Below are 20,972 nucleotides of genomic sequence, written 5' to 3'. Positions count from 1 at the left end.
AGCATCGTGTCGGATATCGGATCCGGCACGATGCTCTAGGTTATTGTGATGCATCGGCTTTTCCCGAAAGCCGGCTCCCACCTTTCGGGCCGATGCTCTAGAGCAGCGCCCGATCACAGAGGATCGGGACGTATCTCTGGCATTTTGATCTGTCGCGCAGGCTCGGTGTCCAAAGATCGGGATGCGCCCTGGAACATTCGGCCGGTCGCCCTGCGGCGCTGGCCCTTCTCGTCCGCTCACCTGTGAGGGAGCGCTCGGTCAGCGCTGGCTTCGACTCGGACGCTTCCCTCCGAAGCGAGCGCTGAAAACTCCCGGCCGCGCCTCAGGCTGCGGCCGGCAGGGCGCAGAGGCGGATGTCCCGCGCCAGGGCATCGACCCGAGCGGGGTCGGAATCCCAGGCGAACATGAAACGGGCGGCACCGCCGATGAAGCCGTAAAAGTGCCAGCCGCGCATCCGCAAGCGCTCTTGGACCGCCGCGGACAGATTCAGAAAGACGCCATTCGCCTCCACCGGCGCCGCCAGCGAGACGCCCGGTACCCCGACGATGGCGTCCGCGAGCCGTCGGGCGCAGGCATTGGCATGGCGGGCGTGGCGCAACCACGCGCCATCTTCCAGCATCCCGACCCACGGTGCGGACAGGTAGCGCATCTTGGAAGCAAGCTGACCCGCCTGCTTGCAGCGATAGCCGAAATCCTCGGCCAAAGCGGTATCGAAGAAGATCACCGCTTCGCCGATCGCCATGCCGTTCTTGGTGCCGCCGAAGCAGAGGACGTCCACGCCGGCCCGCCACGTCACGTCGGCCGGCGAAGCATCGAGCGCGGCGCAGGCATTTGCGAAGCGGGCTCCGTCCATGTGCAGATGCAGACCGAGCGCCCGGCAGGTTTCGGCCAAGCGTCCGATCTCCTCCGGCCGGTAGACTCGTCCGGTCTCCGTGGCCTGTGTGATCGTCACTGCCTTGGGCTTGGGGAAATGGATGTCGCTGCGTCTTTCCGCGATCGCGCGAACGGCCTCGGGCGTCAGCTTACCGTCCGCTGTCGGCAGCGCGAGAAGCTTCGAGCCGTTCGAGAAGAATTCCGGCGCGCCGCATTCGTCGGTCTCGATATGTGCCGAGTCCGCGCAGATCACGCTGTGATAGGACTGACAGAGCGAGGCCAGAGCGAGCGAGTTCGCGGCCGTGCCGTTGAAGACGAAGAAGACCTCGCAAGACGTCTCGAACAGACGGCGGAAGCCGTCGGCGGCGGCCTGGGTCCAACTGTCGGCCCCGTAAGCCGGAGCGTGGCCGGCATTGGCGGCAGCCATCGCCGCCCAAGCCTCCGGGCAAATCCCGGCATAGTTGTCGCTGGCAAATTGCTGTTCGGGCACGGCGCGCAACGCTCCTGCCAAGGAATGCAAGGATGGCTGCCCGAAAAGCCGGTCAACCCCGAGCGGTGTAAGCTAGGAAGAGCAGGCGGGCGCTGCAACCGAAAGCTTGAGTTTTGGTAAGCGCGTATGCCGCGTCACCGCGATGAACTGATTGCGCCTTACGTTGTCGCTTCGGGTGCGGCTCGAAGATCGACCCGGAACGCCTTCACACCGTCATGGGACATGTTGTCGGTCGCGATGGTCGGCCCCCGAAAGGTTCGTGGACCTTCAGGTTTTGCGCGGCCCGCTCAGAGGGTCGGTAGGCAAACCTCAGGGCGCCAGGCTCGGAACGCGCCGGCCTTACGCGGCGGCCAGAGCCATCGACATCGATTCCTTCTTCATCAGCTCGCGGTAGAAGCCGTCGAGATGGGTCAGCTTCTCGGGCGATCCGTCCTGAACGATCCGGCCGCCTTCCAGAACCACGATCCGGTCGAAATCCTTCAGGGTCGACAGGCGGTGGGCGATGGCGATGACGGTGCGGCCCTTCATGAGGTTCGCGAGCGCGGCGCGGATCGCTTCCTCGGATTCGGCATCGAGCGCCGAGGTGGCCTCGTCGAGGAGAAGGATCGGCGAGTCCTTCAGGATGGCGCGGGCGATGGCGATGCGCTGGCGCTGACCGCCCGAGAGCTTCACGCCCCGGTCGCCCACGATGGTGTCGAACCCCTCGGGCAGCGCCTGGATGAAGTCGGTGCAGTGCGCAGCCTGGGCCGCCTTCCACACCTCCTCGTCCGTGGCGTCGGGCCGTCCGTAGCGGATGTTCTCGCGCAGGGAGCGATGGAACATCGAGACGTCCTGAGGCACCACCGTGATCGCCTCGCGCAGGGATTCCTGCGTGACGCGATTGATGTCCTGGCCATTGATCAGAATGCGTCCGCCCTGGACCTCGTAGAAGCGCTGGATCAGGGAGAACAGGGTCGATTTTCCGCCGCCGGACTTGCCGACGAGCCCGACCGTCTGACCCGCCGGGATCAGCAGATCGAAATCGGAGAATACGGTTCGGCCGTCGGGGTAGCTGAAGGCGACGTGATCGAAGTGCATCTCGGCGCCGGTCTGCCCGATGAGCGTCTCGGCTTCCGGGTGATCGACCAGCTCGTGCGGCTGGAGCAGGGTGTGGAGCGCCTCCGACAGGCGGGCCGTGTGCTGGGTGGCATCGACCAGGGCGACCGCAAGATCACGGGTCGCCGCGAGGATCCGGATGCCGAGGGTGCAGACGAGCACGACCTGGCCGGTCGTCGCCTGGCCCGCCTCCCACATCTTGATCGACCAGTAGAGCAGGCCCAGGATCGAGACGACCGTGAGGATGGCGTGCGTGATGCGCAGCTTCTCGAGATAGAGGAGCGACGAGCGGCGCGCCCGCATCTCGGTGCCGATGGTCCCGTCGAAGCGCACGAATTCGCGGTTGAACGCCGAGAAGGCGCGCACCAGCGGCATGTTGCCGACGAGGTCGACCATCTCGCCATCGACGCTGGCGGCCTTCGCGGCAAAGTCGTGGTGCAGCGGCTTGCCGGCCGACGCCATCTTGAACATCAGCAGCACGACCGCGGCGAAGATGCCGGCGAGGACGAGCGCCATCGTGAGATTGACGGTGCCGATATAGATGATCGAGAGCACGGCCGCGACGCAGGGCGGCATCACGTTGAACGTGAACATGTTCTCGACCGTGAAGATCGCGTTCGAGGTCGCCGTGATGCGCGACGCCAGGGTGCCCGGCTGCCGGTCGGCGAAGAAGGACGGGGCATGTCCCGTCATGTGCCGGAACATGTCCCGGCGGATATCGCCGGTGACGCCCACGAAGGTGAAGGCGCCGACGAGCGCGGCGACGCGCCAGAGGAGATTGTCGGCGGCGATGAAGCCGATGAGAATGGCGAGCGCGGTCCAGACCTGACCCGCACTCGGGCCTTTGCCGAGCGCATCGACCACACCCTTGAGCGCGTAATCCGTGGAGACCGAGAACGAGACGGCCCCGAGGACGGCGAACAGGATGACGAGGTGCGGGACGATACGGCGCTTGAGGTAGCGCCCGACGAAAGCGAAGGGGCGGTTAGCGTATTGGCAGAGATCTTCCATCGCGACCGTCAATCCCGATTCGATCAGATCCGCAGGGCAGCCAGAAGGCGGTAACACATGCCGTGAGCGCGGCAAGTGCATGCGACACCCGTCCAACGCAACGCGAAGCGTCGCCTTATGTTTCAAGCGCGGGGCGCTTTCCGCGCGGTAGCGCGGCCAAGCTGAACGAGGCTTGAGCGACCAAGCGGCGCTTCAGCCTCACCATGCGCGTCAAAGGGCGAAGGTCAAGGCTCCGACCCCATGACGCGCTCACAGGTCGAGCGCGGGCGACGATTCATTCCGGCCGCAGCAGCACGTGCTTCTTACGCCCGAACGACAGCTTGATCACCCCATCCGCCGTGGCATCGCCCAATCCGAGCGTTGCCTTCTCATCGGTGAGCTGCACGTCGTTGACCCTCAGGCCCCCACCCTTGATCTGGCGGCGCGCCTCGCTCGTCGAGGGCACGAGTTTGGCGAAGTCGGGTCCGAAGGCGGTGAGCACGCCGAGACCCGCCTCCAGCGCGGCGCGCGGTACCGTGACGGTCGGCAGCGAATCCGCGAGCGTTCCCTCGACGAATGTCTTCCGGGCCGTCACGGCGGCGCTCTGCGCGGCCTCGGCACCGTGCATCAGGCGCGTCGCCTCGGTGGCGAGTACGGTCTTGGCCTCGTTGATCTCGGCACCTCGAAGCGCGGAGAGCCGGGCGATCTCGTCCATCGGCAGCAGCGTGAACAGCTTGAGGAAGCGGCCGACATCGGCATCCTCCGTGTTGCGCCAGAATTGCCAGTAATCGTAGGGCGAGAGCATGCCGGCATCGAGCCAGACCGCGCCGGCGGCGGTCTTGCCCATTTTCGCGCCCGAGGCCGTCGTCAGCAGCGGACAGGTCAGCCCGTAGAGCTGGGGCGTTCCCATGCGGCGGCCGAGATCGATGCCGTTGACGATGTTGCCCCATTGGTCCGAACCGCCCATCTGCATCCGGCAACCGTAGCGGCGGTTCAGTTCGACGAAGTCGTAGGACTGGAGGATCATGTAGTTGAATTCCAGGAACGACAGCTCCTGATCGCGCTCGAGCCGGAGCCGCACGCTATCCATCGACATCATGCGGTTGACCGAGAAATGGCGTCCGATGTCGCGCAACATCTCGATGTAGTTGAGCTTGGTTAGCCACTCAGCATTGTCGACCATGATGGCATCGCCCTCGCCCTCGCCGAAGCGCAGGAACCGGTCGAAGGTCTTGCGGATGCCGTTCTTGTTCTCCTCGATCTGCTCCAGCGTCAGGATCTTGCGGGTCTCGTCGCGGCCGGACGGGTCGCCGACACGGGTGGTGCCGCCGCCCATGAGCGCGATCGGCCTGCCGCCGGTCGCCTGGAGCCAGTGCAGCATCATGATCGAGAGTAGGTGCCCGACATGGAGCGAGGCCGCGGTGCAATCGTAGCCGACATAGGTCGTCAGCCGGCCTTCGCGGGCGGCTGCATCGATGCCCGCGATATCGGACGCCTGATGGATGTAGCCGCGCTCGGTCAGGACCTTCAGGAAGTCGGATTGCGGCGCGAAGCTCTCGGCGGTCATGTCGGTCTCGAGGGTGGGGCGGCGCGACAGGCGCGCGGAGCCCGTGCTAGCTCGGACCTTCGGCCGAGCGGACGGGCCGGCTCTTAGCAGGGCGGGACAGGAAAGGCACGGGGGCGGATCATGACGATGCGGCGCGCGATCGGGCTGATGAGCGGCACCTCGCTCGACGGGATCGACGTGGCCCTTATCGAGAGCGACGGGGAGAGCGTGCGCGTCCTGCGCAAAGGCAACGATGAAGTCGCCGCCCTGGGGCCGACGGGCTATCGCGAATACGCGCAGGCCGAGCGCGCCCTATTGAGCCGTGCGCTTCGCGACGCCGAGGCCGTGGCGGCCCGCACCGACCGGCCCGGATGCCTGCCCGAAGCCGAAGCGTTCCTGACCGATGCCCATGCCGAGGCGGTCGAGGCGTTCCTTTCCGACAACACGCTGACACCCGCAGACATCGCCGTCATCGGCTTCCACGGCCAGACCGTCCTGCACCGACCCCGTGAGAAGCTGACGGTCCAGATCGGTGACGGGGGGGCGCTGGCACGGCGCCTCGGGATCCCGGTGGTGGCCGACCTGCGCGCGGAGGACGTGGCGCGGGGCGGCCAGGGTGCCCCGCTCGTGCCGGTGTTTCACCGGGCGCTGGCGCAGGCTGCGGGCTATGCGGGGCCGCTCGCCGTCCTCAATATCGGCGGCGTCGCCAACGTGACGCTGATCGATTCGAAGGGCGACCTTCTCGCCTTCGATACCGGTCCCGGGAACGCGCCGATCAACGACTGGATGAAGGAGCGCGAGGGCGTCGCCTACGACGCGGGCGGCGCACGCGCTGCCGGGGGGCAAATCGACGAGGCGCTGGTCGCCTGGCTGCTCAGGCACCCCTATTTCGAGCGGACGCCACCGAAATCACTCGATCGCCACTGGTTCTCCCACAAGCTCGCCGGCCATCTCAGCACGGCGGATGGTGCCGCGACCCTCACGGCTTTCGCAGCTCGGGCCATCCGGAAGAGCCTCGATCATGTCTCCTCAGGCGAACAGCCGATGCGCTGGATCGTGGCGGGCGGTGGCACCAGGAACCTGACGCTGATGGCCATGCTGGGGGATCTGCTCGGCGATCGGCTCGTGAACGCCGATACGCTGGGCTGGTCCGCCGATTATCTGGAAGCGCAAGCCTTTGCCTATCTGGCGCTGCGCTCGCTCGAAGGCTTGCCCATCACCTACCCGAGCACCACGGGCGTCTCCGCTCCGGCGCCCGGCGGTGTGCTGCATCACCCATGAGCCTCCCTTCGTGACCCTTGGCCACGCCTTGCGGCGCATCGTCGAGGAATATCCCCTCGCACGTCTCGACCCCCCCGCCGGCCACCCGCTCGCCCACGTGATCCGCAAGGGGGCGGCGGACGAACTGCGGGGGGCCCTGGCTCCGCTCGGGGGCACCTATCTGGTCAAGGGCAGCCCTGGCCGTGGCACACGCTGGGCCGCCGTGCCCTGGCTGGCGGCCTTCGACCCGGCGGTGACCACCAGCGCGACGCGGGGCTACTACCTCGTCTACCTCTTTCCGACGCATCGCGACGTGGTGCATCTCTCGCTCGCGCAGGGAACGGTGGCGGCGATCCGCGAACACGGGCCGCGAGCGGGTGACCATCTGCGCGCGAGCGGTGCAGCCTTGCGGGCACGCCTCTCGGACTTCTCGGAGGCCCTGCCGGTGGCGGAGATCGCGTTGGGCACGGTCGGCGAACTGCCGGAGGGCTACGAGGCCGCGCATATCATGGGTCTGACCTACGGGCTTGCCGACCTCGCCGACGAGCGCCGTCTCTGGGCCGATCTCGCCAAGGGCATCGCGGCCTACCGGGCGCTGCGGGCGCGGGGCGGGCTTGCGGCGTGAGACGTGGGCCACGACTGGTCCTTCGCGGCATCCCGCGGTAAGGCACGCGCGCCATGTCCCACAACAGCTTCGGCCACCTGTTCCGCGTCACCACCTTCGGCGAGAGCCACGGCGTCGCCCTTGGCTGCGTGGTGGATGGCTGCCCGCCCGGGCTTCCGCTCGAAGCGGAGGAAATCCAGGCCGAGCTCGACCGGCGCAAGCCGGGCCAGTCACGTTTCACGACCCAGCGTCGCGAGCCGGATCAGGTCAGGATCCTCTCGGGCGTCTTCGCGGACGACCGGACCGGCGGGCGGCAGCTCACCACCGGCACGCCGATCGCGTTGATGATCGAGAACACGGACCAGCGCTCCAAGGATTACTCGGAGATCCGCGACAGCTACCGTCCCGGCCACGCCGACTACACCTATGACGCCAAGTACGGGTTTCGCGATTATCGGGGCGGAGGTCGTTCGTCGGCGCGGGAGACCGCCGCCCGGGTCGCGGCAGGGGCGATCGCCCGCAAGGTCATCCCCGGCATCACCATTCGCGCGGCGCTGGTCCAGATGGGCCCGCACGCCATCGATCGCGCCCGCTGGGACTGGGACGAGGTCAATCGCAATCCGTTCTTCGCCCCGGACGCCGAAGCCGCCGGACGCTATGAGACCTATCTCGACGAGATTCGAAAGAGCGGCTCGTCGGTCGGAGCGGTGGTCGAGGTCGTGGCCGAGGGCGTGCCCGCCGGTCTCGGCGCGCCGATCTACGGCAAGCTCGATGCGGACCTCGCCGCCGCCATGATGTCGATCAACGCGGTCAAGGGCGTCGAGATCGGGGACGGTTTCGCCGCGGCCGCTCTTCGCGGCGAGGACAATGCGGACGAGATGCGCGCCGGCAACGATGGGCGCCCGCGCTTCCTGGCCAATCATGCCGGCGGGATCCTGGGGGGCATCTCCTCGGGTGAGCCGGTGGTGGTGCGGTTTGCCGTGAAGCCCACCTCCTCGATCCTGACGCCGCGCCAGAGCGTGAATCGCGACGGCGCGGAAGTCGACCTGATCACCAAGGGCCGTCACGACCCCTGCGTCGGCATCCGCGCCGTGCCCGTCGCCGAGGCGATGATGGCCTGCGTGCTGGCGGACCATTATCTGCGCCATCGTGGGCAGATCGGCCCGCTGGCCTGATCTCCCTCCCGGAACACTGGAACGACACCCGTGCCCCATTGCAGCGTCACCGAGGCCATCGAGGCCTTCGCCCGCGGCGAGATCGTGGTCGTCACCGACGATGACGACCGCGAGAACGAGGGAGACCTCGTCGTCGCGGCCTCGCTCTGCACGCCGGATAAGATGGCGTTCATCATCCGCAACACCTGCGGCATCGTCTGTGCGCCGATCACCCTGGAAGAGGCCCGCCGGCTCCATCTCGATCCGATGGTGGCCTCGAACGACGCGCCGCTCGGCACCGCCTTCACGGTCACGGTCGATGTGCGCCATGGCCTGACCACCGGCATCTCGGCCGAGCAGCGCTGCAACACCGTCCGTGCTCTGGCCAACGGCAATATGGGCGCGGGCGACTTCGTGCGCCCCGGCCACGTCTTCCCGCTGATCGCCCGCGATGGCGGCGTCCTGATGCGCTCCGGCCATACGGAGGCCGCGGTCGACCTGTGCAAGCTCGCCGGCCTCCCCCCCGTGGGCGTGATCTGCGAACTCGCCAACGACGACGGCACCGTCATGAAGGGGCCGCAGATCGACGACTTTTCCGAGCGCCACAGTCTCAAGCGGGTCTCGGTCGCCGATCTCATCGCCTATCGCCAAGCCCGTGACCGCTTGGTCGACCGGGTCGGCACCTTCCCGGTGAAGTCGGAGTTCGGCGCGGTCACCGGCTACGCCTATGTCACGCCGTTCGAGCCGATTCAGCAATTCGCCTTCGTCCACGGCAATATCGGCGACGGCCGCAACATGCTGGTGCGCCTGCATCGCTCCAACGTGGTGGCGGATGTGATCGAGGGCGGACGCCAGATCGAGAGCGTGATGCGGCGGTTCGCGGCGGAAGGGCGAGGGGTCCTCGTCTATCTGCGCGACGGGACCGCGGGCGTGCCGCTCAACCGCTACGCGGAAGAGGGAGCCGAAGCGCAGCGGGTACGCCAGTGGCGGGAGGTCGGCCTCGGCGCGCAGATCCTGCGCGATCTCGGCGTCGTCTCGATCCGCAACCTGTCGTCCTCCGCCCGTTCCTATGTCGGCCTTTCGGGCTTCGGCATCGAACTCGTCGGCGAGGAGCCTCTGGACAGCTGACCGAACGCGCCCAAGCGGAGCCGTTCTTACCCTCCGTCAGGCGGCCCCGTCGCCGCCCGACGGAAGTGACCGACGCCTGGTCTCTGTTCCCCGTCCCGCCGGCGACCACCGCATTTCGGGCGACGCCATCGGCTGCCGACGTCTTGCTCGTTGCAGCCTCGACTTCGGCAAACTTGCCAGAAAGCGCATATCCGCCGACGCGCTTGCGAGCACGGCGGCCATGCAGATCACTCCGATCCGCGCGAGCCGGTAGGCGCCTCTGGATTGTCCCTCACCGACCCATCAAAGCATCCATATGGGCGGCGACGGAGCGGGCGAGGCCATCGAGGCTGTAGCCGCCCTCCAGGATCGAGACGACCCGCCCGCCCGCATGCCGGTCGGCCACCTCCATGAGGCGGCGCGTGGCCCATCCGAAATCGGACTCGTCGAGCTGAACATTGGCCAACGGGTCGAGCTTGTGCGCGTCGAACCCCGCCGAGATCACGATGAGGTCCGGCTGGAACGCGTCGAGCCGGGGGAGGATGCGGCTCTCGAAGGCCTCGCGGAACACGGCACCGTCGTCGAAGGCCCGAAGCGGCACGTTGACGATGGTATCGTGATCGCCCCGCTCTCCCGCCGAGCCCGTGCCTGGGAACAACGGCATCTGGTGGGTCGAGGCGTACATCACGTCCTTGTCCGCCCAGAAGATGTCCTGTGAGCCATTGCCGTGGTGGACGTCCCAATCGACCAGCGCCACCCGCGCCGCGCCGAGATTCTTCTGCGCGTGCCGCACGGCGATGGCCGCGTGATTGAACAGGCAGAAGCCCATGGCGCGGGTCAGTTCGGCGTGGTGGCCCGGCGGGCGCATGGCGACGAAGGCATTGGCGCATTCGCCCTTCATCACCGCATCGACGGCGTGTACCGACCCGCCGATGGCATGCAGGCAAGTATTCAGCGAGCCCGGTGACATCAGCGTGTCCGAATCGATCTGAAGCAGACCCTCTGTCGGCGCGGCCGCGACCAAAGCTTCGACAAAGGCGGCCGGGTGAGCGAGTTCGGCAACCGAAGCGTCGGCCTTCGGCGCATGCGCGCGCACCAGGGCCGAGAAGCGCTCCTCCTCCAGCGCCCGCTCGACCGCCTGCATGCGGGCGGGCTGCTCGGGATGGCCGGGCGGGGTCGCGTGTTCGAGGGCGCTCGGATGGGTGACGTACAGAGTGCTCAGGGCGATTCCTCCCGGGCGCGTCGTTTCGGCGTTCGCCCGGACAGTGTTGTAGCCGCGGGGCGACAAGCCCGGCAAATGACTTTACGCGTCCGAGGATGGTCGAAGCCGCTCCCAGCACTGGGAATAAGCTCGCTCCTGCATCGGTGACTGTCCTTCACGCTCTGCACCGGGCCTCTCTGGAAAGCCGGCGCGAAACCGATGTGAGCGGCGCAGGCGAGCGCGTTGCCTTTCCAGAACCGTGCGTTCCCGCAACGAGCTCGGTTCGGTGAACGAAGTCTGACCGCAATACAGCAAGAATCTCGAAAGGCTCAATCGTGAGCAGGCATTTACCTGAACACGGGTTCAGATTTAGCCATTAACCTCTTGCGCTGATGTTGCCCCGTAAAGTCAGGACATACAGGGACAAACACCGGCGACAACTGGCCGGAGAGGCATCGGATCATGACCAACATTGCTCTTCAGCTGTTCTGCGACCGGATCGTCGAGGCCGGCCGCATCACCGGTTCGGATGTCGCCGAACTCGCCCGTGACATCCTGGCCGACGTGCCCATGGGCCGTCACGACGCCGACCTGCTGCTCGCCCTCGACCGGGCGGTGGCCGACCAGCACGAGGATTTCGCCACCTTCCTCACCGCCACCATCGTCGACTTCGCCGTCTACGGCGAGCGTCCCACCGGACGCATCACCCCCGAGACCGCTGCTTGGCTCTCCGCCTCGCTCGCGGGCCGCAAGGGTCCGACCCTGACCGGCAGCCGCATCGCCCGGGAGATCGTCCGCGAGGCAACCGTGAGCGACGAGGCGCTGATCGCCTTCGCGCTGAAGGCCAATCGCTGGACCGGCCAAGCCCCCGAGTGCCGCACCGGCAAGCTGCCGCTCGCTGCATGATGAATACGGTGTGTGACCGCCAATAAGGGTAAGACGGCACAGCTTCCGCTCTTCGCACAACTGCTTTATCGGGATGAAATCGGGCTCGCCTTCGGGAGGGGTGAGCCAGGACGGTCTCCCAAGAAGAAGCGGCTGCGATGTTCGAAAAAATCCTGATTGCCAACCGTGGCGAGATCGCCTGCCGCGTCATCAAGACGGCCCGCCGGATGGGTATCAAGACGGTGGCGGTTTACTCGGATGCCGACCGCGATGCCGTCCACGTGGCGATGGCCGACGAAGCCGTTCATATCGGCCCGGCGCCCGCCGCGCAGTCCTATCTCGTCATCGAGAAGATCATCGAGGCCTGCAAGCAGACCGGCGCCCAGGCGGTGCATCCGGGCTACGGGTTCCTTTCCGAGCGCGAAGCCTTCCCGAAGGCGCTCGCGGAGCACGGAATCGTCTTCATCGGTCCCAATCCCGGCGCCATCGCCGCCATGGGCGACAAGATCGAATCGAAGAAGGCCGCGGCCGAGGCCAACGTGTCGACGGTGCCCGGTTTCCTCGGCGTCATCGAGAGCCCCGAGCACGCCGTGAAGATCGCCGACGAGATCGGTTATCCGGTCATGATCAAGGCATCCGCCGGCGGCGGCGGCAAGGGCATGCGGATCGCCGAGTCGGCCGATGAGGTGAAAGAAGGTTTCGAGCGGGCGAAGTCCGAGGCGTCCTCGTCCTTCGGCGATGATCGCGTTTTCGTCGAGAAGTTCATCACCGATCCGCGCCACATCGAAATCCAGGTGATCGGCGACAAGCACGGAAACGTGATCTATCTCGGCGAGCGCGAGTGCTCGATCCAACGCCGCAATCAGAAGGTCATCGAGGAGGCGCCGTCGCCTCTCCTCGACGAAGAGACCCGCCGCAAGATGGGCGAGCAGGCCGTCGCGCTGGCCAAGGCGGTGAGTTACGACTCCGCCGGCACGGTCGAGTTCGTCGCCGGCCAGGACAAGTCGTTCTACTTCCTCGAAATGAACACCCGCCTGCAGGTGGAGCATCCGGTCACCGAGATGATCACCGGGCTCGACCTCGTCGAGCTGATGATCCGGGTGGCGGCTGGCGAACAGCTGCCGCTGGCGCAGGACGACGTGAAGCTGAACGGCTGGGCGGTCGAGAGCCGCGTCTACGCCGAGGACCCGACCCGCAACTTCCTGCCCTCGATCGGCCGGCTCACCACGTATCAGCCGCCGGAGGAGGGCCAGTTCGGCGAGGCGATCGTCCGCAACGACACCGGCGTGGAGGAAGGCGGCGAGATCGCGATCCACTACGATCCGATGATCGCCAAGCTCGTGACCTGGGCGCCGACCCGCATTCAGGCGATCGAGTCCCAGGCGCGGGCGCTCGACGCCTTCGCCATCGACGGCATCCGCCACAACATTCCGTTCCTCGCCACCCTGATGGCCCATCCGCGCTGGCGCGAGGGCGCGCTGTCGACGGGCTTCATCAAGGAGGAGTTCCCGGAGGGCTTCACGGCCCCGCAGCCCGAGGGCAAGGTTGCCCTGCGGTTGGCGGCGGTCGCGGCGGCGATCGATCACAAGCTCAATGTCCGCAAGCGCGGCATCTCCGGCCAGATGCGCGACCCGAGCCTGCTGGCGTTCCAGCGTGAGCGCGTCGTGGTCCTGTCCGGCCAGCGCTTCGAAGTCACCGTCGACACCGTCGGGAACGATCTGCTCGTGACGGCAGCGGACGGTGCAGTCGTGCCGGTCCGTAGTGCGTGGCGTCCCGGGGAGCCGGTCTGGTCCGGTACCGTGGGCGACGAGCCGGTGGCGATCCAGGTGCGTCCGCTGCTGAACGGCGTGTTCCTACAGCATGCGGGCGCGGCGGCCGAGGCCCGCGTCTTCACCCGCCGTGAGGCCGATCTCGCCGATCTGATGCCGGTCAAGGAGAGCGCGAATTCCGGCAAGCAGCTGCTCTGCCCGATGCCGGGCCTCGTGAAGCAGATCATGGTCGCGGAAGGCCAAGAGGTGAAGAACGGCGAGGCGCTCGCCATCGTCGAGGCGATGAAGATGGAGAACGTCCTGCGCGCCGAACGCGACGGCAAGGTGTCCAAGATCGCCGCCAAGGAAGGCGACAGCCTCGCGGTCGATGCGGTCATCATGGAGTTCGAGTGATCGAACCGTAAACCGAGATCGCCGAGAACCGACCCGCTTCCGGCGACCGCTCTCGACGCGGGGCGGTCGCTTCCCTGTGCCGAGCGATCGTCCCGGCCGAGTCTCGACGCTCGATGGTCGTGCGCCAGCCCGCGATATGGGCTCGTCCGGCGGCTCGGCACATCGCTCGCATCTCTCGGAAGGCATGCCGCTCTATTTCGCCTATGGCGCCAATATGGACGCCGCCGCCATGGCCCTGCGTTGCCCGGCCTCGCGGCTGATCGGCCGCGGTCGCCTGCCACGGCACCGCTTCGTGATCATGAAGGAGGGGTGGGCCTCCGTGGTCCGGGCGCCGGGCGCGATGGTGTGGGGCGTGCTGTGGGAACTGGCGCTCTCCGACGTGCCCGCCCTCGACCGGTACGAGGGCGTGGCCGGCGGCCTCTACATCAAGGCGCATCAGCCCGTACTGACCGAGGCCGGCATCAAGCGGGCCCTGATCTATCTCGGCCGGAGCCCGCCGCCCGGCATTCCACGGCCGGGCTATCTCGAGGCGGTTCTGGCCGCCGGGGCGGCGGCGCAATTGCCGGGTCCGTATCTTCAGGAGATCAGGGGCTGGCAGCGTCGGTCACCGGCCTGACCGATCGGGGCGGACATGCTAGGCCCCGACGGCAGCGCATGGCGGGAGGCCGACCGTTTGACTTCGCAGACGAAAACGATCCGTGCGGTCATCTCCGGGCGCGTGCAGGGCGTGTCCTACCGAGCTTGGACGCGCAAGCGCGCCCTCGGTCTCGGCGTCGTCGGCTGGGTTCGCAACCGGCCGGACCGCACGGTCGAGGCCGTGTTCTCAGGGCCTGAATCCGCCGTCGACGCCCTGCTGGCCGAATGCCGCCGAGGCCCCCTGATGGCGAGGGTCGACGACATCGCGGTGAGCGAGGCCGCACCGTTCGCGGGGGAGGGTTTCGAGATCCTCTCCTGATCGGGGCTTGCCGCCTGGGCCCGCGGCCTGTAGCGGCCCGGGGGACGATGGCGAACGGGACCGGGAAGGCGATGCGCTGACGATGTGGGACATCCGCGCCTTCTCGCCCCTGGATCTCGCCGGGCTCGTGTTCTTCGTTGCCGCCTGGGTCGGCTACAGTCTCGCGGTGCAGCGGCGGCGCGGTGACCGACTGAGCCTCAGCCAGATCATGAATCGGCAGCGGCGCAATTGGGCGCTGCAGATGATCGGCCGCGACAATCGCGTGGTCGACACCACCATCAACGCCTCGCTGCAGAACGGCACCGCCTTCTTCGCATCGACGTCGCTGATCGCCCTCGGCTCGGTGCTGACCCTGTCCCGCTCGGGCGACGACGTGCTCAACCTGTTCTCGGCTCTGCCGTTCGGATCGGCGACGACCCGGGCGACTTGGGAGATCAAGGTCGCCGGGCTCGCCGTCGTGTTCGTCTACGCCTTCTTCAAGTTCGCCTGGGCCTACCGGCTCTTCAATTACGGCGCCATCCTGATCGGCGCGGTGCCGCCGAAGGGTTCCGGTGCACCGGAAGACGTCATGCGTCGGGCCGCCGAGCGCGCCGCCGCGATGAATGTGGCGGCGGGCTCCCACTTCGCGAAAGGCCAGCGCGCCTTCCTGTTCGCGCTGGCCTATCTCGGCTGGTTCGTGAGCGCGCCGGTCCTGATGCTGACGACCGGCAGCGTGGTGTTCGTGATGTGGCGGCGCCAATTCGCCTCGCCGATCCGCGCCGCCCTGCTCGCCGAGGAGGATTGCCGTGGCCAGTGACGCCGAGATCGAGGAGACGATGCTGCGCCTCGTCGCCGAACGCGGCAGCGACAAGAGCTGCTGCCCGTCCGAAGTCGCCCGCGCGCTCGGCGGCCCGCATCCCGATGGCTGGGGCCCGCTGATGCAGCCGGTACGACGCGTGGCCGTGCGCTTGACCAAGGAGGGCCGGGTGCAGATCGTGCGAAAGGGAAAGCCGGTCGCCGACCCGGACGATTTCCGTGGGATCTATCGCTTGAGCCAGCCGAGGGGCTGAGGGCTCACGGCGCCGGCATCCAGGCCTTGGTGTATCCCGCGAGCTTGTAGGCGATCAGCCCGATCCATTCCTTCACGCCGATATCGAATTCGGACAGGCCGTCCGAGGCGAAGGTGGCGAGGCGGTAAGCGTCGCGCGGTCCGCTGGTGCGGTAATCGACCGGGTAGGCCGTGACGGAGAACCCCGCCTCGCGGAAGCAGCCCATGGCCCGCGGCATGTGCCATGCCGAGGTGACGAGAAGCCAGCGCTCCTCCGGTTTCGGCTGAGTCATACGGGATGAGAACACCGCGTTCTCGCGGGTGTTGCGGGATTGCTGTTCCAGGATCAGCCGATTGCGCGGCACGCCGAGGGTATCGGCGAAGCGGCTGACGATCTCAGCCTCCGAAATCGCATGCTCGCGCATGGTGCCGCTGCCGCCGGAGAACACGAGGCGGGCCTGGGGATAGCGGCGGGCCAAGTCGCCCAGCGCGATCTCCCGCTCGCCCGCATCGTTGACGGTGATCTGATCGCGTCCGATCGAGGTATCGGCCTCGACCGCGCCGCCGAGCACGATGATCCCGGCCACCGGCTGACCGTCATCGACGAAGGCGGGGAACCGGTTCTCCAACGGCATCAGGACCCAGGCCGATAACGGCCCGAGGCCGGCCACCAGCAAGCCGAGAAATCCGGTAATTGCGAGAACGCGCCCGATATTGCGGCCGAACTCGGTGAACAGGAGCAGGCAGCCGAAGAGTCCGAGGAGGATCAGGAAGTTCGACGGCGTGATGACGAAGAAGATCAGCTTCGAGAGCGGGAAGAACATTTTTCGTCCGGATGGTCGGGGCGCGGCGTCCGTCACTGGCTGACCTCCGCCACTTCGCTCAGGTCAGCGGCAGCGTCAGAACGGACGAACTGGCCGAACGTTGCGCCAAGCGGTCGCGCCACGCGACGATGTTCGGGCGCTCCTCGCGGGGGAGGGGCAGGATCAGCCACCGATGCGCCGCACAGCCCACCGCGATGTCGGCGATCCCGAAGGTTTCACCCGCGACGTAGGGCGTATTGGCCAGATGTCGATCGAGCAGGTCGGCACAGCGTTCGCTGGCGCTTCGCGACGCCTCGATGACCGACGCGTCCCGTTTCTCGGGCGCGACCCGCACGAGTTGGAGAAAGGCGTCGCGCATGGCCGGCGTGAAGGCGGTCGCCTGCCAGTCGAGCCATTGGTCGACGAGCGCGCGTTCGCGCGGCGCGGCCGGCAGCGCGAGCACGCCACCATAGGCGTTCGCGAGGTAGCGCAGGATCGCGTTCGATTCCCAGAGGATGAAATCGTCCTCCTGAAGGGTCGGCACGAGGCCATTGGGATTCATCGCGCGGTAGCGCTCCTCGCCGACGATGCCGTGGGCGCCGCCGGCCTCGATATGCTCGTAGGGCAGGGCCAACTCGTCGAGCGCCCAGAGGGCCTTCTGGACGTTGCCGGAGCTTGCCCGTCCCCACAATCTGCGCGTCATGCTTCGTCCTTCGGCGGATAGGTGTGCACATGCCCGCGCGGGTCGGTCACGCGGAGCCCGCCCGGCGATTCGTCGAGATAGCCCGGCCCCACCGGCACCTTGCCGTGACCGCCGGGGATGTCGAGCACGTAGGTCGGCTGGGCGAGCCCCGACAAGCGCCCGCGCAGGGCCCGCATCAGCGTTTGGCCCTCCGGCAGGGTGGTGCGCAGATGGCCGGTCCCCGGAGCCAGATCGCCGTGATGCAGGTAGTAGGGCTTGATCCGGTTCTCGACGAAGCGGCGCATGAGCGCTTCCAATGTCGGCGCGTCGTCGTTGATCCCGCGCAGGAGCACGGTCTGGCTCACCATCGGGATGCCGGCATCGACCAAGCGGGCGCAAGCCGCCCGAGCGCTCTCGGTGAATTCCCGCGGATGATTGGCGTGGAGGGCGACGTAGACGGCGCCGGGAAAGCGTTTGAGCGCGGCGACGAGATCGGTGTCGACGCGTCCCGGCTCGACCACCGGCACGCGGGTGTGGAGACGCATGACCTTTACGTGCGGAATTGCGCCGAGGGCGTCCGCGATGACCGCTAGGCGCCGCGGCGAGAGTGCGAAGGGATCGCCGCCGGTGATCACCACCTCCCAGATCTCCGGTCGCGCGGCGATATAGGCGAAGGCGGCGGCGAGTTCAGCCTCGCTCAGCATGCCGTGACCGTCCGGTCCGACACGCTCGCGGCGGAAGCAGAAGCGGCAATAGACCGGGCAGATATGGAGGGGCTTCAGGAGGACCCGGTCGGGATAGCGATGGACGAGGCCGGGCAGGGGTGCGTGCGCGTCGTCGCCGATCGGATCGGCCCGCTCCTCCGGCGTCGTCTCGATTTCGTCGGCACGGGGGATGAACTGCCGGGCCATGGGGTCGAGAGGATCGGACGGGTCGATCAGCTCGGCCATGTCCGCGGTGACGGAGACGGCGTAGCGGGCGGCCACGCGCTCCAAGACGGTCACTTGCTCCGCCGGGATCATACCGGCCTGCGCTAAGGCACCGACGGTCTTGAGCGCACGCCCATCCCTCGCCGTATGGCGGGGGAGGGACGCGACCGTTCCACTCGGAGCGGAGCCCGCATCCGTCCCGGCCGCCGGGCCCACGGTCTCCTCCGCAGGCGGGGCAAGAATCTTGGTCCGGATTCCGGCCGGGGCCACGCTCAACGCCCCGTCCCCCGCGCCACCGGCGTCCAGACGACGTCGTCGATCCGCGGCGCGCCGGTGGCCAGCATGACCAGCCGGTCGAGCCCGAGGGCGATGCCGCTGGCCTCCGGCATGATCGCCAGCGCATCGAGGAACTCCTCGTCGATGGGGTAGCGCTCGCCGTAGACGCGCAGCCGCTCCGCCATCTCGGCCTCGAACCGGCGGCGCTGCTCAGTCGCGTCGGTCAATTCACCGAAGGCATTGGCGAGCTCGACCCCGCAGGCATAGAGCTCGAACCGTTCGGCCACCCGCGGGTCGTGCGGGCTCGGACGGGCGAGCGCCGCTTCGCTGACCGGATACTCGCACAGGATCGTCGGGCGATCCTTGCCGAGATGCGGCTCGATCAGTCCGACGAGGACGCGGCTGAACAGGTCGGCCCAGGTGTCGTCCGCGGCGACCCGCAAACCGCGCGTCACGACGGCGGCGGCGAGGGTCTCCCGGTCGGTGGTGCCGTCGGACGCGATCGTGCCGAGCAGATCGATGGCCGCGTAGCGCGAAAAGGCTTCGGCCAGGGTCAGCCGTTCGAAGGGGGCGAAGGGATCGGCTTGGCGGCCGCGAAAGCTCAAGCGCGTCACGCCCGCGGCCTCGGCGGCGAGCGCCAGCACGGCAGCGCAATCGGCCATCAGAGCCTCGTACGTCTCGCCGGCCCGATACCATTCGAGCATGGTGAATTCGGGATGGTGCAGCGCCCCCCGCTCACGGTTGCGGAACACGCGGGCGAGGCTGAACAGGCGCGTCTCCCCGGCCGCCAGAAGCTTCTTGCAGGCGAATTCCGGCGAGGTGTGCAGATAGAGCGATGCCCGTCCCCCGTCGGGGAGCTGCGCCTCAGTGGCGAAGGCGGCCAGATGGGCCTCGTTGCCCGGCGAGATCTGGAGCGCCGCGGCGTCCACCTCGACGAAATCCTGGTGGGCGAAATGAGCCCGCAGAGCCGCGACGATGCGGTTGCGGGTCAGCAGCAGGGGCCGGCGATCCGCATGGATGGCCGGTTGCCACCAGGACGATGCCTCGTTGCTCACGCGAAAAGGGTCTCCGGCTGGCAACAGGGGCGCGGATAGGGTAGGGCCTCGCGGATGATTCCGCTCTCACGGCCACGGGGCCTGTGGGAAGCTGCCGTTCTCGTCAAGCTAAGGTCCACGCTCGTGAAAGTGATCGCCAGTACCCTTCGCAAGGGCAACGTCGTCGAGAAGGACGGCAAGCTCTACGTCATCCTGACGGCGGAGAACATCCACCCCGGCAAGGGCACGCCGGTCACCCAGCTCGACATGCGCCGCATCACCGACGGCGTGAAGATATCCGAGCGCTATCGCACCACCGAGCAGGTCGAGCGGGCCTTCGTCGAGGATCGTGATCACACCTTCCTGTATCAGGACGGCGAGGGCTTCCACTTCATGAACCCCGAGAACTACGAGCAGATCGCCGTTCCGGAAGATGTCGTCGGCGACGCCGCTCCCTACCTGCAGGAGAGCATGACCGTCACGCTCTCGACCCATAACGGCGTGCCGCTCACCATCGAGCTGCCGCAGCGCGTCATCCTCGAGATCGTCGAGACCGAGCCGGTCACGAAGGGCCAGACGGCCTCGTCCTCCTACAAGCCGGCGATCCTGTCGAACGGCGTGAAGACCAGCGTTCCGCCCCACATCTCCGCTGGCACCCGCGTGGTCATCATGACGGCCGACGGCTCCTACGTGGAGCGCGCGAAGGACTGACCCGACGCCGCTCCTCGATCCCGAGCCTGCACCCCTCGCTTTCATGAGGGAGGGGCCGACAGCCGGGACCGTGCGGAGCCCCTCTATCGTCCGAGAATCGGCCGACCGCCGCCCGGTACGGGCAGCGGTCGGCGCGGCGGTCTTACCATCAGGGCGCGGCGTCCGTGCCCTCCGCCGCCTCGTAGCAACGCTGCGACAGCCCCTGTGCCTGAAGCCTCTGCTCGGCGCTGTAGGGTATTCCCGATCCCCACAATCCCTCCTTTCGGAGCGCCTGTTCGGTGCAGCGCGCCGCGACCCGACACGGTTCGGGCCCGCCGCCGGTGCGGACGCAATTCGCCGCATAGGTCGCTCGAAAGCTCGCTGCTCCCGCGCGCGGATGCGGGCCGGTGATGCTCACGAGACCGTAGAGCAGCGCCAGCAGGATCGGCTGATGCAGGAGGTAGACGGCAAGGCTGTGCCGTCCTGCGAAGGCCGCCCCCCGGGCGAACCCGCTCGCGGCGCGCCAGCGGCCGAGACGCTCGCTCCACACATTCGACCCGCCGAGGCGGGCCAACGCGATGCCGGCGAGCACCATTCCGAACCAGGGAAACAGCGGCACCCAATCGTTGGTGTCCGGCCGCAGCCGGCCGAGCCCGAGGAAGTAGAGTTCCGGGGCGTCGAGGATCGGATGCACGATGAAGAAGGGGGCCGCCAGGACGGCGATGGCGGTGAGGGCCGTGATCCATACGGGCGCGAAGACGAAGGGCAGGCCGAGCAGGCTCGACAACGCGATGCAATGCAGGATGCCGAAGAAAATATAGCTCTGGGGAAACGCGTAGGAGGTCGCGAGCGTGATGAGCGCGGCCGCCGCCGCGATGCGGGCGATCCGTCCGAAATAGGCGCCGAGCCGGACGCCGCCTCGGTTGGCGAGCACGAGCCCGATACCGACCAGCAGCAGGAAGGACCCGGCGATGAGGTGGGCCGCGCCACGTCCGATCGGCGTCAGCGCGTAATTTTCCGGCGTCAGCCTCAGGAAACCCAGGTCCCATAGGGTGTGATAGCCCGCCATCGAGGCAAGCGCTCCGGCTCGGGCGAGATCGATGGCATCGATGCGGCCGCGTGGCTTGGCGGTGGAGGGCAGAGGCACGGACATGCTGCGGCCCTACCATCCCGATCCAACGGGGGCGAGGAAGGCCCAGCGGCCAACTG

19 protein-coding genes and 1 pseudogene are annotated in these 20,972 nt (G+C 67.6%); 11 read left to right on the top strand and 9 right to left on the bottom strand.

Translation table 11 applies throughout. The annotated features are described in order from the left end of the window. Window positions 1-322: 322 nt before the first annotated feature. The 3 genes from OWC43_RS02575 to tyrS all read right to left on the bottom strand — a co-directional run bounded on the left by OWC43_RS02575 (window position 323) and on the right by tyrS (window position 5,015). Window positions 323-1,363, bottom strand: a complete 1,041-nt coding sequence (locus OWC43_RS02575) for a low specificity L-threonine aldolase (RefSeq protein ID WP_137827854.1) — start codon at window positions 1,361-1,363, stop codon at window positions 323-325. Between the two features lie 339 nt (window positions 1,364-1,702). Continuing rightward, window positions 1,703-3,469 carry an ABC transporter ATP-binding protein gene (locus OWC43_RS02570; protein ID WP_393955608.1) on the bottom strand — a complete coding sequence of 589 codons (1,767 nt, stop codon included), beginning with the start codon at window positions 3,467-3,469 and terminating at the stop codon, window positions 1,703-1,705. 274 nt (window positions 3,470-3,743) lie between these two features. Continuing rightward, window positions 3,744-5,015 carry a tyrosine--tRNA ligase gene (gene tyrS, locus OWC43_RS02565; RefSeq protein ID WP_393955607.1) on the bottom strand — a complete coding sequence of 424 codons (1,272 nt, stop codon included), beginning with the start codon at window positions 5,013-5,015 and terminating at the stop codon, window positions 3,744-3,746. A gap of 120 nt (window positions 5,016-5,135) precedes the next feature. Here tyrS and OWC43_RS02560 point away from each other — a divergent pair, with 120 nt between their 5' ends. The 4 genes from OWC43_RS02560 to ribB are packed head-to-tail and all read left to right on the top strand — an operon-like array spanning window position 5,136 to window position 9,140. Then, the gene (locus OWC43_RS02560; RefSeq protein WP_393955606.1) at window positions 5,136-6,275 is read left to right on the top strand and encodes an anhydro-N-acetylmuramic acid kinase; all 1,140 of its coding nucleotides are present in this window, start codon (window positions 5,136-5,138) and stop codon (window positions 6,273-6,275) included. A gap of 10 nt (window positions 6,276-6,285) precedes the next feature. Then, a complete protein-coding gene (locus OWC43_RS02555; protein WP_393955605.1) occupies window positions 6,286-6,879 on the top strand; it encodes a DUF3578 domain-containing protein in 594 nt (197 codons plus the stop codon). A gap of 53 nt (window positions 6,880-6,932) precedes the next feature. Beyond that, a complete protein-coding gene (gene aroC / locus OWC43_RS02550; protein WP_393955604.1) occupies window positions 6,933-8,033 on the top strand; it encodes a chorismate synthase in 1,101 nt (366 codons plus the stop codon). 30 nt (window positions 8,034-8,063) lie between these two features. Further along, window positions 8,064-9,140, top strand: a complete 1,077-nt coding sequence (ribB, locus tag OWC43_RS02545) for a 3,4-dihydroxy-2-butanone-4-phosphate synthase (protein WP_393955603.1) — start codon at window positions 8,064-8,066, stop codon at window positions 9,138-9,140. 271 nt (window positions 9,141-9,411) lie between these two features. Here the strand turns inward: ribB and OWC43_RS02540 are convergent, their stop codons facing one another. Next, a complete protein-coding gene (locus OWC43_RS02540) occupies window positions 9,412-10,341 on the bottom strand; it encodes a histone deacetylase family protein (RefSeq protein ID WP_393958474.1) in 930 nt (309 codons plus the stop codon). A 441-nt stretch (window positions 10,342-10,782) separates the two neighbouring features. Here OWC43_RS02540 and OWC43_RS02535 point away from each other — a divergent pair, with 441 nt between their 5' ends. The 6 genes from OWC43_RS02535 (at window position 10,783) to OWC43_RS02510 (ending at window position 15,371) form a co-directional block, all read left to right on the top strand. Continuing rightward, window positions 10,783-11,226 carry a hypothetical protein gene (locus tag OWC43_RS02535; RefSeq protein WP_137827861.1) on the top strand — a complete coding sequence of 148 codons (444 nt, stop codon included), beginning with the start codon at window positions 10,783-10,785 and terminating at the stop codon, window positions 11,224-11,226. A gap of 137 nt (window positions 11,227-11,363) precedes the next feature. Next, complete coding sequence (locus OWC43_RS02530) at window positions 11,364-13,367, top strand: acetyl-CoA carboxylase biotin carboxylase subunit (RefSeq protein WP_393955602.1); 2,004 nt, start codon at window positions 11,364-11,366, stop codon at window positions 13,365-13,367. 184 nt (window positions 13,368-13,551) lie between these two features. Continuing rightward, complete coding sequence (locus OWC43_RS02525) at window positions 13,552-13,983, top strand: gamma-glutamylcyclotransferase family protein (RefSeq protein WP_393955601.1); 432 nt, start codon at window positions 13,552-13,554, stop codon at window positions 13,981-13,983. Between the two features lie 57 nt (window positions 13,984-14,040). Continuing rightward, window positions 14,041-14,322, top strand: coding sequence for an acylphosphatase (locus OWC43_RS02520; RefSeq protein WP_393955600.1), 282 nt, complete (start codon window positions 14,041-14,043; stop codon window positions 14,320-14,322). Between the two features lie 82 nt (window positions 14,323-14,404). Continuing rightward, entirely contained in the window at window positions 14,405-15,118 is a 714-nt protein-coding gene (locus tag OWC43_RS02515; RefSeq protein WP_137827864.1) for a DUF599 domain-containing protein, read from the top strand. Continuing rightward, window positions 15,108-15,371 carry a DUF3253 domain-containing protein gene (locus OWC43_RS02510; protein ID WP_393955599.1) on the top strand — a complete coding sequence of 88 codons (264 nt, stop codon included), beginning with the start codon at window positions 15,108-15,110 and terminating at the stop codon, window positions 15,369-15,371. The genes OWC43_RS02515 and OWC43_RS02510 overlap by 11 nt, the downstream gene beginning before the upstream one ends. A gap of 4 nt (window positions 15,372-15,375) precedes the next feature. Here OWC43_RS02510 and OWC43_RS02505 read toward each other — a convergent pair whose 3' ends face one another. The 4 genes and pseudogenes from OWC43_RS02505 to epmA form a co-directional block, all read right to left on the bottom strand. After that, the gene (locus tag OWC43_RS02505; protein WP_137827866.1) at window positions 15,376-16,173 is read right to left on the bottom strand and encodes a YdcF family protein; all 798 of its coding nucleotides are present in this window, start codon (window positions 16,171-16,173) and stop codon (window positions 15,376-15,378) included. Window positions 16,174-16,231: 58 nt separating this feature from the next. After that, a complete protein-coding gene (locus OWC43_RS02500) occupies window positions 16,232-16,855 on the bottom strand; it encodes a glutathione S-transferase family protein (RefSeq protein ID WP_393955597.1) in 624 nt (207 codons plus the stop codon). Further along, window positions 16,852-17,892 (bottom strand): annotated as a pseudogene (locus tag OWC43_RS02495) (lysine-2,3-aminomutase-like protein); the annotation flags it as partial. The pseudogene OWC43_RS02495 and the gene OWC43_RS02500, both read right to left, overlap by 4 nt. A gap of 143 nt (window positions 17,893-18,035) precedes the next feature. Next, window positions 18,036-19,094, bottom strand: coding sequence for an EF-P lysine aminoacylase EpmA (gene epmA / locus OWC43_RS02490; protein ID WP_137827868.1), 1,059 nt, complete (start codon window positions 19,092-19,094; stop codon window positions 18,036-18,038). Between the two features lie 123 nt (window positions 19,095-19,217). On the opposite strand from epmA, the gene efp reads away from it, so the two are divergent. Then, the gene (gene efp / locus OWC43_RS02485) at window positions 19,218-19,784 is read left to right on the top strand and encodes an elongation factor P (protein ID WP_137827869.1); all 567 of its coding nucleotides are present in this window, start codon (window positions 19,218-19,220) and stop codon (window positions 19,782-19,784) included. Window positions 19,785-19,932: 148 nt separating this feature from the next. Here the strand turns inward: efp and OWC43_RS02480 are convergent, their stop codons facing one another. Further along, window positions 19,933-20,916 (bottom strand): heparan-alpha-glucosaminide N-acetyltransferase, encoded by a 984-nt coding sequence (locus OWC43_RS02480; protein ID WP_393955596.1) that lies wholly within the window; start codon window positions 20,914-20,916, stop codon window positions 19,933-19,935. Window positions 20,917-20,972: the final 56 nt, after the last annotated feature.

The sequence above is a fragment of the Methylorubrum sp. POS3 genome (genome assembly GCF_043352485.1).
In the GTDB taxonomy this organism is placed as follows: domain Bacteria; phylum Pseudomonadota; class Alphaproteobacteria; order Rhizobiales; family Beijerinckiaceae; genus Methylobacterium; species Methylobacterium suomiense.
Note: the sequence above shows the minus strand (reverse complement) of the source record. Positions and strands in the feature narration are given on the sequence as shown.